This window comes from Streptomyces sp. CB02400 (genome assembly GCF_001905725.1).
Taxonomy (GTDB): domain Bacteria; phylum Actinomycetota; class Actinomycetes; order Streptomycetales; family Streptomycetaceae; genus Streptomyces; species Streptomyces atrovirens.
Genome location: NZ_LIWB01000009.1, coordinates 276,217 through 289,365, shown reverse-complemented (window position 1 = coordinate 289,365; position 13,149 = coordinate 276,217). Strand labels below are relative to the sequence as shown.

Annotated in this window: 13 protein-coding genes; 6 read left to right on the top strand and 7 right to left on the bottom strand. The window is 72.1% G+C overall.

The window, feature by feature from the left end; genetic code table 11:
- Window positions 1-139: 139 nt before the first annotated feature.
- Window positions 140-811 carry a phosphatase PAP2 family protein gene (locus tag AMK33_RS23060; protein WP_073934810.1) on the top strand — a complete coding sequence of 224 codons (672 nt, stop codon included), beginning with the start codon at window positions 140-142 and terminating at the stop codon, window positions 809-811.
- 87 nt (window positions 812-898) lie between these two features.
- On the opposite strand, the gene AMK33_RS23055 is transcribed toward AMK33_RS23060, so the two are convergent.
- The 5 genes from AMK33_RS23055 to AMK33_RS23035 form a co-directional block, all read right to left on the bottom strand.
- Complete coding sequence (locus AMK33_RS23055; RefSeq protein ID WP_073934809.1) at window positions 899-1,654, bottom strand: hypothetical protein; 756 nt, start codon at window positions 1,652-1,654, stop codon at window positions 899-901.
- A 65-nt stretch (window positions 1,655-1,719) separates the two neighbouring features.
- Window positions 1,720-2,466, bottom strand: coding sequence for a cupin (locus tag AMK33_RS23050; RefSeq protein WP_443030926.1), 747 nt, complete (start codon window positions 2,464-2,466; stop codon window positions 1,720-1,722).
- The gene (locus tag AMK33_RS23045; protein WP_073934807.1) at window positions 2,463-3,386 is read right to left on the bottom strand and encodes a PmoA family protein; all 924 of its coding nucleotides are present in this window, start codon (window positions 3,384-3,386) and stop codon (window positions 2,463-2,465) included. Before AMK33_RS23045 ends, AMK33_RS23050 begins: the two co-directional genes overlap by 4 nt.
- A gap of 1 nt (window position 3,387) precedes the next feature.
- Window positions 3,388-4,500 (bottom strand): Gfo/Idh/MocA family protein, encoded by a 1,113-nt coding sequence (locus tag AMK33_RS23040; protein WP_073934806.1) that lies wholly within the window; start codon window positions 4,498-4,500, stop codon window positions 3,388-3,390.
- Between the two features lie 168 nt (window positions 4,501-4,668).
- On the bottom strand, window positions 4,669-5,427 hold the full coding sequence (locus tag AMK33_RS23035; protein WP_073934805.1) for a response regulator: 759 nt from the start codon (window positions 5,425-5,427) through the stop codon (window positions 4,669-4,671).
- 242 nt (window positions 5,428-5,669) lie between these two features.
- Here AMK33_RS23035 and AMK33_RS23030 point away from each other — a divergent pair, with 242 nt between their 5' ends.
- The 5 genes from AMK33_RS23030 to AMK33_RS23010 all read left to right on the top strand — a co-directional run bounded on the left by AMK33_RS23030 (window position 5,670) and on the right by AMK33_RS23010 (window position 11,633).
- Window positions 5,670-6,653, top strand: coding sequence for a Bug family tripartite tricarboxylate transporter substrate binding protein (locus AMK33_RS23030; protein WP_073934804.1), 984 nt, complete (start codon window positions 5,670-5,672; stop codon window positions 6,651-6,653).
- Window positions 6,650-7,189, top strand: coding sequence for a tripartite tricarboxylate transporter TctB family protein (locus tag AMK33_RS23025; protein WP_073934803.1), 540 nt, complete (start codon window positions 6,650-6,652; stop codon window positions 7,187-7,189). Before AMK33_RS23030 ends, AMK33_RS23025 begins: the two co-directional genes overlap by 4 nt.
- 1 nt (window position 7,190) lies before the next feature.
- Entirely contained in the window at window positions 7,191-8,684 is a 1,494-nt protein-coding gene (locus tag AMK33_RS23020; RefSeq protein ID WP_073934802.1) for a tripartite tricarboxylate transporter permease, read from the top strand.
- Window positions 8,685-8,856: 172 nt separating this feature from the next.
- Entirely contained in the window at window positions 8,857-9,945 is a 1,089-nt protein-coding gene (locus AMK33_RS23015) for a GDSL-type esterase/lipase family protein (protein ID WP_073934801.1), read from the top strand.
- A gap of 50 nt (window positions 9,946-9,995) precedes the next feature.
- Window positions 9,996-11,633, top strand: a complete 1,638-nt coding sequence (locus AMK33_RS23010; RefSeq protein WP_073934800.1) for a cellulase family glycosylhydrolase — start codon at window positions 9,996-9,998, stop codon at window positions 11,631-11,633.
- A 60-nt stretch (window positions 11,634-11,693) separates the two neighbouring features.
- Here AMK33_RS23010 and AMK33_RS23005 read toward each other — a convergent pair whose 3' ends face one another.
- Entirely contained in the window at window positions 11,694-12,335 is a 642-nt protein-coding gene (locus AMK33_RS23005) for a class F sortase (protein ID WP_073934799.1), read from the bottom strand.
- Window positions 12,336-12,510: 175 nt separating this feature from the next.
- Entirely contained in the window at window positions 12,511-13,026 is a 516-nt protein-coding gene (locus tag AMK33_RS23000; RefSeq protein ID WP_073934798.1) for a hypothetical protein, read from the bottom strand.
- Window positions 13,027-13,149 lie beyond the last annotated feature (123 nt).

Sequence of the window (13,149 nt, the reverse complement as noted above, 5' to 3'; positions counted from 1 at the left end):
CGCGGCGGGACGCCGTCCGGCTCGCCACGGCCACGCACCTTCCCGGCCGACTGACCGGGGTGGGCGAGCCCGTGCGGATGGATCATGCGTACCGTGGGCACCTGGTGATTCGTCCACGATGCCGCCACGGGAGAGACAGATGAGCGAGCTGCCCACCACCGACCAGGACGTCACCCGTCCGCTCACCAAGCCCGTACCGCCCGCCGACGGACTGCGCAGGGTCGCCTCCGCGGTCCTCGGCGATCTCAGAGCCGTGGACGGCGCCCTGTACGCGGCGGTCGCCGCCACACCGACGCCCACGCTCGACCGGGCGCTGCGCAGGCTGTCCCACACGGCCGACCACTCCAAGATCTCGTTCGCCGTCGCCGGGGTCCTCGCGCTGAGCGGGGCGCGGCCGCGGCGGGCGGCGCTGGCCGGGGTCGGCGCCATAGCCGTGGCCTCGGCGTCGGCCAATCTGCTGGGCAAGCGACTGGTCCGCAGGGCCCGGCCGGACCGGGAGGCGGCGCGGGTGACCGTGGACCGGCACGTGCCGATGCCGACGTCGGCGTCGTTCCCCTCGGGACACACGGCGTCGGCGGTCGCGTTCGCGACGGCGGTGGGCACGGTGCTGCCCGCGGCGTCGGTCCCGTTGGGGGCGCTGGCGTGTGCGGTGGGGTACTCGCGGGTGCACACGGGTGTGCACTATCCGGGTGATGTGGCTGCCGGGGCGATTCTGGGCATCGCCAGTGCGGCCACCGCGCTGGCCGTGGGCGCGGCCCGGCTTCCGGCGTCGTACGCCCCGCACCGGATACTGTCCCTGCGCCGACCGTGACCCACGGACGCCGGCGCGGCCCGCTCCGCAGCCGCCGGTGACGGGGACCGCGCCCGGTCCGTCGAGCGCGATCCCGCGCCCGCGGGATCAGCCCGAACGAGCGATGACCTGTCCGACGACGGAGCAGCGCCTCTCGCACTGCGGACAGGTCGCCTCGCCGAAGGCATGGGTCAGGGCATGCGCCACGTCCTCGTGGCCGTCCGCCAGGGCCAGCCCGTGGAGGCGGCGGCCGAGGCCGTCGAGAGCACCGGGAGCGGCCGGGTGGAGAGGGAGGGTCTCGACACCGTCGGAGAGGGCGTAGTCCTCCGACGTGCTGAAGAAGCCCCGCTCGCCGATGACCACCCACAGCACCGCGGAGCAGTCCTCATCAGGGCATTCGAGCTCGTACTCCTCACTGATGAGGCCCCAGATCAGCTCCTCTCCCCAGTGGATGTCGCCTTCCAGGTTCAGGACCGCTTCGAGCAGGTAGCAGTAGCCGTTCCGGTCCCCGGTTGCCTGACGCCACCGGTGGGCGGCGGCCAGCAGGCGCGCGACCTCGGGCGCCCGCCGGTCCCGCAGCTCCCGGGTCTCGTACCGCTGGTCGGCCTGGACGAGGAGCGCGCCGGCCAGATGGAGCGCCGAAGCGGCGGTGTCGGCGTCGTCCCCCTCGGCCATGTCCGTCAGGGCGGGCAGCACCAGCGGATGGGACGCTTCGAGCGTGCCGTTGTGGTACAGCTCCGTCCAGAGGTCGCTCCAGGCCTGACCGTCCCGACCGGCGGCGGCACGTTCCAGCAAGGCGGCCGGCCGGCCGGAACCGGCTTCGTCCGCACGGGGACCCGGGGAGTTGTTCGTCACCTGCGACATCCAAACAGACTCGCCGATCCGACGGCACCGGGAGAGTCCCGGCGACGTCCGTGAGGGCGGCGGGTTCACTCGCCCCCGTACGGCACGGTGACCCCCGGCAGCGCGTACTCGTCCCGCCGCCCGCACATCCCGTACCCACCGTGCCGGCTGGGCTCCGCCTCGTACGCCGTCGCCCCGGTCAGATGGGCGAAGTCACCGTCCGCCAGGGCGTCCAACTGCGTGCCCGTGCGTTCCGCGGCCGCCAGCGCGCCCGCCCGCCACAACTCCCGCCACACCGGCACCCGTTCCCGCACCAGCCGCGCGGCCGCCCGCAGGAACTCCCGGTACGGTCCGTCGTCACCGGCGGAAAGCGCCTCCCGCAGCACGAGGTACCCCTCGACCGCGAGGTCCCGCCGCCGCCGCGCCGCCTCCTCCACCCGGGTGCCCGCACCGGCCGGAAGGGTCGCGGCGTCCGCGTACCGTCCGGGGTCGGCCAGCACCTCCGCCGGGAAGGTGAACACGGCGTCCCCGGCCTCCGGCAGCCCGCTGTTCTGCATCAGCACCGTGACCCGCAGACCGCCGCCCTGCACCATCCGGTGCACGGTCCCCGGCGTGAACCACGCGACCGCCCCCGGCCGCAGCGGGATGTCCCGGTATCCGCCGGAACTCAGCGTCTGCACGGCGCCCCGGCCGCCGGTGACGACGTACGCCTCCGTGCACACCGTGTGCAGATGCGGGCTCCCCCCGCACACACCGTCCGCGGCCTCCCACTCGTACGCGCTCAGGTGCGACAGCCCCACGGCCCCCGGCAGCGGCGCACCGCCCCCGCTCACCACGGCAGCCCGTCCAGGCAGGCCTCCACCCGCTCCCGGTCCCACGCACCGTCCGCGACCACGATCCGGTAGCGGTACGAGAAGGACTCCCCCGGCGGCAGCGCGAACTCCTCGAAGAACGCCCACGAGAACGCGACCGACGGTATGGGCTGCGAGCGCACGAACCAGTGCGACGGGTGGACGGCGCTCCCGTCGAGGTTCTCCGGCGCGTGCGCGAAGACGAGTGTGGAGTGACCGTCGTGTTCGTCGTGTTCGGCACTGAACGAGAGCCACGGCCCCTGCGTGCCCATGATTTCCTCGGCACCGGCACCGACGTCCGGCACCAGGACCGTACCGCCCGTGAAGTCGCGCGGCCCGCGCCACTGCAGCCCGGTGTAGCCGGCCATCTCACGGCCGGCGGTGGTGGGTGAGCCGAACTCCAGTGCCACGTCACGCAGGTTGGTGAGCCGGATCGACCAGTCCAGCACCCAGGCCCCGGCCGTCACGTCCACCGAGTGGACGCTCAGCCCGCGTTCCTCGCGCGCCCACTCGGCGCCTCCGTTCTCCACCCAGGTGAGGTCCTCGGTGCAGTCGAAGCGCTCCTCCGCGACCGCGAACACGGAGAAGCCGTCGTGCCGCATGGAACCGATCCGCTCGGGCAGCGCCAGGTAACCCCGCCCGTGCACATACGAGTTGCCGCCCCAGAAGTTCTGTCCGGACAGATGACTGGCCGTCATCTGCAGGCCCTTGTGCCAGCGGTGGTCGTTCGGCCGGTACCCGGTGACCGTACGTCCGCCCAGCGTCCGCACCGGATGGGCGTACGGCTTCCGGGACTCGAACGCCTCGGGATCGGGCCGGTAGACGTACCGCAGGATCTCCGTACCCCCCGCGGCCGTCACCACCACGGCCTCGCCGACCTCATGAGTGACGCGGATGCTCATCTCAGTGCTCCTCGGGCGCCCAGCCGGAGTGACCACCGTGCATGGCCGCGTAGAACGGATCACCGGGGCCGATCTCCCCGGCCCGCACCGGCAGCCCGGTGAACGCGGCCTTGTACAGCGCGGCGGCGAACTCGAGGGTGCTCCGCGCCTCCGCCCCGCTCCCCGGCGGTCGCGTACCGGCGTCGTAGGCGTCGAGGAGGGTGCCCAGCTGCGCCGTGTGCGAACTGGGCACGTCCTGTGAGGGCGTACGCCACGCCGCGGCACGCTCGGCGGGGACGTGCCGGGCCGGGGTGTAGGCCCAGTCGTCGTTGGCATGCCCGTACAGGTGGGTGAGTTCGACCGTCGCGTCGGCGCAGTCGACACGGATCCGGCTCACCTCGTCCGGCGAGAGCACGCTGTTGACGACGGTCGCGAGCGCGCCGCCCCGGAAGCGGACCAGGGCGGTGGAGACGTCCTCGCTCTCGGTGTCGTGGACGAGTCGCGCCGCCATGGCCCGTATCTCCTCCCACTCGCCGAGCAGGTGCAGCAGCAGGTCGTACTGGTGGATGCCGTGCCCCATGGTGGGCCCGCCGCCCTCGGTGGCCCAGCGTCCGCGCCAGGGCACGGAGTAGTACGCGCTGTCCCGGTGCCAGGTGGTCTGGCAGTGCGCGACCAGCGGGACGCCCAGCTCACCGCCGCGGATCAGCTCACGGGCGTGGACGGCGCCGGAGCCGTAGCGGTGCTGGAAGATCACGGAGGCGTACGCCCCCGAGGCCTCCTCGGTGGCCGCGATGTCGTCGTACTCGGCGAGCGACAGGCACAGCGGCTTCTCGCACAGCACCCAGGCGCCGGCCTTGAGCGCGGCCACCGTCTGCTCCCGGTGGAGCGACGGCGGGGTCCCGATCAGCACCAGGTCCGGCCGTACGGCGTCCAGCATCGCGCTCATCGAGGTGAACCCGGCGACCTGCTCCCCGGCGGTCACGCGGAAGGCGTCGAGCCGGCCCTGGTCCACGTCGACGGCGGCGACCAGTTCGGTGCGGTCGGCGTGGGCGCGCAGCGCGGGCAGATGGCCGCCGCTGACGATGGCGCCGGTGCCGACGACGGCGACACGGCGGCGGACGGGGGACAAGGACATGCGGCGCTCCTCGGAACGACGACGAAGGCAGACCGGAAAGCACCTTAGAAAGCGCTTACTCTCATGGTCGACCCTAGGCCCGCCCGCAGACAGGGACAACCCCGCGCCCCGTATTCGAGATCAACCGAAGCCAAAGCCGAAACCAAAGCCGAGTCCGAAACCCCATCCCTACGCCCGCACCCCGCCCCCCGACCGCAGCCCCCCGCCCTGCCCCAGGAACCGGTACCGCCGCTCGGGCCGCCCCGTCGCCCCGTACCTCAGCGACACCTCCACGGCACCCACGGTGTGGAAGTACTCCAGATACCGTCGGGCGCTGACCCGCGAGACCCCGGTCAGAGCGGCGCACTCGGTGGCCGACAGGGTGCCGTCGGTCTCGCGCAGGGTGCGTTCGACCAGCCCGGCGGTCTCCGCGCTCATGCCCTTGGGCAGCGCCGGGGACACCGGCCCCGTCGCACCGCCCGCCAGCACCCGGTCGACGTCCGCCTGACCGCGCACCACCGTGTCGAGCATCCGTCCCCGCTGCACGGCGTAACGCTCCAGCCGCCCCCGCAGGTCCTCGAAGTCGAACGGCTTGAGCAGATAGTCGACGACCCCGTGCCGCACCGCGCCGCGCACCGCGTCCGCCTCCCTCGCGGCGCTGATGACCATCACGTCGCAGTCGTGCCCGGCGGTCCGCAGCCGCGGAATGACATCGAGACCGAAGAGATCCGGCAGATACAGATCGAGCAGCACCAGATCGGGACGGAGTTCGTCCACGGCGGCGATGGCCTGCTCCCCCGTCCCCGCGACACCGACGACCCGGAACACGTCGAGGCGCTCGACGTAGGCCCGGTGCACCCGGGCCACCCGGAAGTCGTCGTCGACCACGAGTACGTCGATCGCGTCGGCTGTCGTGGGCGCAGGGCGATCGCCCCGACCACTGTCCATCGGCTTGCTCCTTCCGCCACCGCGTCGGTGAGGTGACCGGAACCGCCCATCATGGCCCCCACCTGCGGCTGGGGAAAGAGACGTGCGCCACTGGCGCACCCGCGCTGACGCAATGACCACAACCTCCATTGGTTCCGCAAGCGCGACAGCCCGGCGGCGCGCGGGCACCATGTGGCCCGCGTCACCCTCCCCCACAGGGCCTGGCGTGATCCCAGACGACCGACCGACAGGTGGTGGCATTCGTGCGCCTGCGCACACCCCTCGCCCTGCTCGGGGCCGCCGTGCTCGTACTCGTGGGCCCGCCGCTGCTCACGACCGGCAGCGGCACCGAGACCGGCACGCAGATCCCGGGTCTGCGCTTCATGGTTCCCAACTCGCCCGGCGGCGGCTACGACATCACGGCCCGTACGGCCGCGAAGAACGCGGAGGACGCCGGGCTCACCCACTCCATCGAGGTGTTCAACCTGCCCGGCGCCGGCGGCACCGTGGGTCTGAGCCGGCTGGTAAGCGAGCACGGCAACGGCAAGCTCGCCATGTCGATGGGGCTGGGCGTGGTCGGCGCCGTCCGCTCCAACGACGCGCCGAAGACCCTCGCGGACACCACCCCGATCGCCCGGCTCACCGAGGAGCAGGACGTCGTCGTGGTCGGGAAGGACTCCCCGTACAAGACGATCGACGATCTGATCGGCGCCTGGAAGGAGAACCCCGGCAAGCTCCCGGTGGGTGGCGGGTCCTCCCCCGGCGGGCCCGACCACCTCGCGCCGATGCTGATGGCGCGGGCGGCCGGCATCGCGCCGAAGGAGGTCAACTACATCCCCTTCGACGGCGGCGGCGAGCTGCTCGCCTCGATCCTCGGCAACAAGGTCGCCTTCGGTGTCTCCGGTGTCGGTGAGTACCTCGACCAGATCAACTCCGGTGAGCTGCGGCTGCTCGCGGTCACCGGCCCGGAACGCGTCGCGGGGCTCGACGCGCCCACCCTCCAGGAGGCGGGCTACGACGTGAACTTCACCAACTGGCGCGGCATCGTCGCCCCGCCCGGCCTCACCGACGCCGAGCGCGACAAGCTCGTACGCCTGGTGCGGGAGCTGCACGACTCCGAGGAGTGGCGGGAGTCGATGAAGCGGAACGGCTGGGACGACGCCTTCCTGACCGGCGAGGAGTTCGGCGCGTTCCTGGACTCCGAGGACAAGCGCGTGGTCTCGGTGCTGAAGGAGCTCGGACTGTGACGACCTCGACCACGGACACGGCCCCGGTGCCCGCCCCCGGACGGCGCTCCTGGCTCCGCGACCACTCCGAACTCGGCGTCTGCGCCCTGCTGCTGGCCCTCGGCGTGCTCGTCCTGGCCGACGCGCTCACCATGGACGTCGACATCACCCAGCGCGGTCCCGTGGGCCCGAAGACCGTGCCGATCGTGGTCGGTGCCGGCCTGCTCGTCATCGCCGCGCTCCTCGCCGTCGACGTGCTGCGCGGCGGCCGGGGGCAGGCCGAGACCGGCGAGGACGTCGACCTGTCCGAACCCGCCGACTGGCGCACGGTGTTGCTGCTCGCCGGGGTGTTCCTCGGCGCCGCCGTGCTCATCGAGCCGCTGGGCTTCCCCGTCGCGGGCGCGCTGCTCTTCTGGGGCGCGGCCTTCGCGCTCGGCAGCCGCCGAGTCGACCGCGATCCGCTGATCGCGGCGGTGGTCTCCTTCGTCACCTACGCCGTGTTCAACAACCTGCTCGGAGTGCCGCTGCCCGGCGGTCCGCTGATGGGAGTGCTGTGACATGAACGCCCTCAACTCCCTCATGGACGGTTTCGGTACGGCCCTCACCCCGCTCAATCTGCTCTGGGCCGCCGTGGGTGTGCTGCTCGGCACGGCGATCGGTGTGCTGCCCGGCATCGGCCCGGCGATGGCGGTGGCGCTGCTGCTGCCGGTGACGTACGGGCTCGAGCCGACCGGCGCGTTCATCATGTTCGCCGGGATCTACTACGGCGCGATGTTCGGCGGTTCGACCACCTCCATCCTGCTGAACACACCTGGTGAGAGCGCGGCCGTGGTCGCGGCCATGGAGGGCAACCCCATGGCCAAGTCGGGGCGTGGCGCGCAGGCCCTCGCGGCCGCCGCCATCGGGCACTTCACGGGCGGCATGGTCGGCACGATCCTGCTGGTGGCGCTGGCTCCGACGGTCGCCGATCTCGCGGTGGACATCGGCGCCCCGGACTACTTCGCCATCATGGTGCTGGCGTTCATCGCGGTGACGTCGGTGCTGGGTTCGTCCCGGATCCGGGGTCTGGCCTCGCTGCTGATCGGGCTGACGATCGGTCTGGTGGGCCTGGACCAGATGACCGGCCAGCAGCGGCTGACGTTCGGCTCGCTGCAACTCGCCGACGGTGTCGACGTGGTGATCGTCGCGGTGGGTCTGTTCGCGATCGGCGAGGCGCTGTGGGTGGCCGCGCATCTGCGGCGCCGGCCGCCGGACCCGATCCCGGTGGGCCGGCCGTGGCTGGGCCGCGCCGATGTGAGGCGCACCTGGAAGTCCTGGGCGCGCGGCCCGTTCATCGGCTTCCCGTTCGGCGCGATCCCGGCGGGCGGCGCGGAGATCCCGACGTTCCTGTCGTACGTCACGGAGAAGCGACTGTCGAAGCACAAGGACGAGTGGGGCAAGGGCGCGATCGAGGGTGTCGCGGGCCCCGAGTCGGCGGCGTCGGCCTCGGCGGCGGGCACGCTGGTGTCCATGCTGACCCTGGGCCTGCCGACCACGGCGGTCGCGGCGGTGATGCTGGCCGCGTTCCAGCAGTACGGCATCCAGCCCGGCCCGCTGCTCTTCGAGCGCGAACCGGACCTGGTGTGGGGCCTGATCGCCTCGCTGTTCGTCGGCATGGTGCTGCTGCTCGCCCTCAACCTGCCGCTGGCCCCGGTGTGGGCGAAGCTGCTGCGCATCCCGCGGCCGTACCTGTACGCCGGGATCATGTTCTTCGCGGCGGTGGGCGCGTACGCGGTCGGCGGCGAGGTGATCGACCTGGTGATCCTGCTGATCATCGGCCTGATCGGGTTCGGCATGCGGCGGTACGGACTGCCGGTGCTGCCCGCCATCATCGGGGTGATCCTCGGCCCGGCCGCCGAACAGCAGTTGCGCCGCGCCCTGCAGATCAGCGACGGCAGTGTCACGGGTCTGGTCGACACGCCGTTCTCGGTGATCGTCTACGCGGTCGTCGTGCTGCTGCTGGCCTGGCCGCTGGTGCGCAAGGCGCTGCCCCGGAAGGGCGCCCGGACCTGATCGAACGCGTCATTCGCCGGTCGGGGCGCGGCACACGAAGGCCGCGCCCCGACGGCGTACGGGCATCGGGGCGCCGGACCGTAATCCGTCCAGCCTCTTGACGCGTCAATGACAACAGTGGCTTGATGTCCGGCATGGGAGCGCTCCCACCTAGTCCAAGGAAGGGGAAACCATGCGCGACACCCGCCTCCTACGCTTACGCACGCTTCCGCTCCTCGGCCTGCTGGCCGCCCTGCTCCTCCCCCTCGGGCTGACCGCGCCGGGTGCGGCGGCCGCGCCGGGTGCGGCCGACCCGGTGCGCGTCATGCCGCTGGGCGACTCCATCACCGGGTCGCCTGGCTGCTGGCGGGCCCTGCTGTGGAACCAACTGCTGGACGCCGGGCACACGGACATCGACTTCGTCGGCACCCTGCCCACCCAGGGCTGCGGCGTGGCGCACGACGGGGACAACGAAGGGCACGGCGGCGAACTGGTCACCAACGTGGCGGACCAGAACCTGCTTCCCGCACGGCTGGCGGCGACGCTGCCGGACATCGTTGTCATGCACTTCGGCACGAACGACGTCTGGAGCAGCGTCTCCCCCGACCGCATTCTCACCGCCTACACCAAGCTCGTGGGACAGATGCGGGAGTCCAACCCGGACATGCGGGTCCTCGTCGCCCAGATCATCCCCATGAACCCCAGCACCTGCGCCGCCTGCGCCCAGCGCGTGGTCGACTTCAACGCCCGTGTTCCCGCGTGGGCCGCGGCGACGAGCACCGACCGCTCCCCGGTGACCGTGGTCGACCAGTGGACGGGGTTCGACACGGCCACCGACACCTATGACGGCGTGCACCCGAACGACGCCGGCAACGAGAAGATCGCCGCACGCTGGTTCCCGGCCCTGTCCGCGCTTCTCGGCCAAGGCGTCCCGGGTGATCCCGACGACCCGGACGAGCCGGGTGGCGCCACCTGCACCGCCTCCTTCCGGGCGGTCTCCACCTGGCAGGGCGGCTACCAGGCCGAGGTGACGGTACGCAACACCTCCGCCGCCCCCGTCAAGGGCTGGACGGTGACGGTCGTACCGGCCGACGGCGCACGCGTCGGCCAGCTCTGGAACGGCACCCTGAGCACGGCCGCCGACGGCACGGCCACCGTCACCAACGCGAACTGGAACGGGGCCCTCGCCCCCGACGCGAGCGCCGCCTTCGGCTTCATCGCCACCGCCCCGGCAACCTCCTCGGTCCCGGCGGCGACCGTCGACTGCACGGCCACCTCCTGACCGCACGGCGCACAGCAAGGACAACCGACCGCACCCCCACTGGAGCCGCCATGAGACCCCGTACGCCCGCCTCCCCACGAGCCGTCGGCCTTCTCGCCGCCCTCCTGGGACTCCTCCTCCCGTTCCTCGCCTTCACCACTCCGGCGCACGCGGCGCCCACCGGGTTCCGCGTCGAGAACGGCCGGCTCCTCGAAGCGTCCGGGAACGACTTCGTGATGCGCGGCGTCAACCACGCGCACACCTGGTACGCCGACCGGACCGGCTCGCTGGCCCACATCAAGGCCAAGGGCGCCAACACCGTGCGCGTCGTCCTCTCCAGCGGCGACCGCTGGACCCGCAACGACGCCGCCGACGTGGCCGACGTCGTCGCGCAGTGCAAGCAGAACCGGCTGATCTGCGTCCTGGAGGTGCACGACACCACCGGCTACGGCGAGCAGAGCGGAGCGGCCACCCTCTCCCGGGCCGCCGACTACTGGATCAGCGTCCAGAGCGCCCTGGCCGGCCAGGAGGACTACGTCATCGTCAACATCGGCAACGAGCCGTACGGCAACACCGGTTACACGGCTTGGACGGCCGACACCAAGGCGGCGATCCAGAAGCTGCGCGACGCCGGGTTCGACCACACGCTGATGGTCGACGCCCCCAACTGGGGCCAGGACTGGGCGTTCACCATGCGGGACAACGCCGCCTCGGTCTTCGCCGCCGACCCGGACGCCAACACCGTGTTCTCCATCCACATGTACGGCGTCTTCGACACCGCCGCCGAGATCAGCGACTACCTGGGACGCTTCGTCTCGGCGAAACTCCCCATCGTGGTCGGCGAGTTCGGGCACAACCACTCCGACGGCGACCCCGACGAGGACACCATCCTGGCCGTCACCCAGCAGCTCGGCCTCGGCTACCTCGGCTGGTCCTGGAGCGGCAACGGCGGCGGCGTCGAGTACCTCGACATGGTCACGAACTTCGACCCGAACCAGCTCACCAGCTGGGGCGAGCGCCTCTTCAACGGCGCCAACGGCATCGCGGCCACGTCCGAGGAAGCCGCGGTCTACGGATCCGGCCCGGGTGACGACACCACGGCCCCGACCGCTCCCGGCACCCCGGCCGCCTCAGCGGTGACCGCCTCGTCCGCGACCCTCACCTGGGGCGCCGCCAGCGACGCGAACGGTGTCACGGGTTACGACGTCGTACGGATCAGCGGCGGCGCGGAGACCGTCCTCACCACGACGGCCGGCACCTCCGCCACCGTCACCGGCCTCACCGCGGACACGGCCTACACCTTCGCCGTCTACGCCCGGGACGCCGCCGGCAACCGCTCGCAGCGCTCCGCCACGGTGACCGTCACCACGTCCTCCGGCGGCACGACGGGCGCCTGCGAGATCGGCTACCGGGTGACCGGCGAGTGGCCCGGCGGCTTCCAGGGCGAGGTCACCGTCCGCAACACCGGCAGCTCGGCGGTCAACGGCTGGACGCTGACCTGGACCTTCCCGGCCGACCAGCGGATTACCAACATGTGGGGCGGCACGCCGACGCAGAGCGGTTCCGCAGTCAGCGTCGCCTCCGCCTCGTACACCGCGTCGATCCCAGCGTCCGGCTCGGTCTCCCTGGGCTTCACGGCCTCGCGGACCGGCGCGAACCCCAGCCCCACGGCGTTCGGCCTGAACGGCGCGGACTGCTCCGTGGCCTGACGGACCGCTGCCCGGAAGGCGTCCTCCCCCCCTTCCGGGCAGCCGACCACCCCGGCCGGCTCAGACGAGGTGGGCGAAGACCACCAGGTTCTCGGTGTAGTCCTTGGCGGCATGGTCGTAGTCCCCGGCGCAGGTGATGAGCCGCACCTGGGCGTCGGGGGTGTCGGCGTACACGCGCTCGTCGGGGAAGTCGTCCTTCTCGAAGGACTCCGTCTCGTCCACCACGAACGTCGCCTTGCTGCCGTCGGCGCGCAGCACCCGGAAGCGGTCGCCCTTCTCCAGTTCGCTGAGCCGCGCGAACACGGCCGGGGACGTCGTCGTGTCCACGTGCCCGGCGATGATCGCCGTACCGCGTTCGCCCGGGGAGACGCCCTTGGCGTACCAGCCGACCAGGTTGGTGTCGTGGGGCGGCGGCGGCTCGAGCCGGCCCTTGCTGCCGATGGCGAGGTCGGTGAAGGGGGCGTCGACGTCGATGGCGGGGATGAGCAGTCGCTTCGGCTCGGAGCGCGGCAGGTGCTCGGCCGCCGGTCCACGGGTGGCGGGCTCGCCGGCGGCCGGGGTGCTCGCGGCGGGGGTGGACGGTGCGGCGGAGACCGCGGATGCCGCGCGCGGCCCGTGCGCGTCGTCGGGAGGGTCCTCCCCGCCGCCCATCAGCGTCATGGCCAGCAGCAGGCCGGCTCCGCTCCAGAAGACCGCCGTCATGGCGGCGCGCAGCCTCCGCCGCGTCGGCGACGCCTGATCGGTTTCGAGGGGGGAAGGGGGACTGGCCGGCATCGGGGGGACCACCTCATTCGGACACGGCACACGGACGAGCGAGCGGGGCCGTCATGACGCGCGGGGCACGTACGACGGCCCCGTCTATGGAGCCGGGCATGGCTCAGGCCACGCTCCCGGCGACCTTCTTGCGGCGCAGCGCGTATGCGCCGGCGCCGAGGACCGCCAGTGCGGCCAGACCGCCCGTGGTGACACCGGGCTCGGCGAGCCCGCCGCCACCGGTGTGCATCCCGCCGCGCGGCTTCTCCTCCTTGTTCCACTCCTTGTCCTGCTTGCCGCCGTAGGACTCCTCGCTGCCCGAGTCGTCCTTCTCCTTGTACGTCTCGGGGTCGTACTTCGGGTCCTTGGCGGTGCCCCAGTCCTCCTCGCCCACGACGGTCAGGGCCCCACCGCCCGTGTGCACGCCGCCGTGCGGCTTGTCGTGCTTGCCGTCCTTGTCGTGCTCCTTGCTGTCCTTGCTCTCCTTGTCGTACTCCTTGCTCTCCTTGTCGTACTCCTTGCTGTGAGAAGACTTGTCGTAGCCCCCGTCGCCCGAGTGGTCGGCGTAGGCTGCGGGCGCGGCGATGGCGAGGGCCGCCGTGGCCGTCGCGGTGGCGAGCACCATGCGGGCAGAGCGCATCTGGGAGTCCTTCCACGGGAGACTGGGCAGCTGACTCCTCGTCAGCACGGATGTCCCGGTCTCCGGCATGATCCACGCTTGTTCATGGCGCCCGGTCCCACCATCCGGGACGATCACACGGGT

Excerpts from the sequence above, each read along its gene's own strand:
- AMK33_RS23060 (WP_073934810.1), top strand. The coding sequence starts at position 140 with ATGAGCGAGCTGCCCACCACCGACCAGGACGTCACCCGTCCGCTCACC.
- AMK33_RS23055 (WP_073934809.1), bottom strand. The coding sequence starts at position 1,654 with ATGTCGCAGGTGACGAACAACTCCCCGGGTCCCCGTGCGGACGAAGCC.
- AMK33_RS23045 (WP_073934807.1), bottom strand. The coding sequence starts at position 3,386 with ATGAGCATCCGCGTCACTCATGAGGTCGGCGAGGCCGTGGTGGTGACG.
- AMK33_RS23040 (WP_073934806.1), bottom strand. The coding sequence starts at position 4,500 with ATGTCCTTGTCCCCCGTCCGCCGCCGTGTCGCCGTCGTCGGCACCGGC.
- AMK33_RS23035 (WP_073934805.1), bottom strand. The coding sequence starts at position 5,427 with ATGGACAGTGGTCGGGGCGATCGCCCTGCGCCCACGACAGCCGACGCG.
- AMK33_RS23020 (WP_073934802.1), top strand. The coding sequence starts at position 7,191 with ATGAACGCCCTCAACTCCCTCATGGACGGTTTCGGTACGGCCCTCACC.
- AMK33_RS23015 (WP_073934801.1), top strand. The coding sequence starts at position 8,857 with ATGCGCGACACCCGCCTCCTACGCTTACGCACGCTTCCGCTCCTCGGC.
- AMK33_RS23010 (WP_073934800.1), top strand. The coding sequence starts at position 9,996 with ATGAGACCCCGTACGCCCGCCTCCCCACGAGCCGTCGGCCTTCTCGCC.
- AMK33_RS23005 (WP_073934799.1), bottom strand. The coding sequence starts at position 12,335 with ATGACGGCGGTCTTCTGGAGCGGAGCCGGCCTGCTGCTGGCCATGACG.
- AMK33_RS23000 (WP_073934798.1), bottom strand. The coding sequence starts at position 13,026 with ATGCGCTCTGCCCGCATGGTGCTCGCCACCGCGACGGCCACGGCGGCC.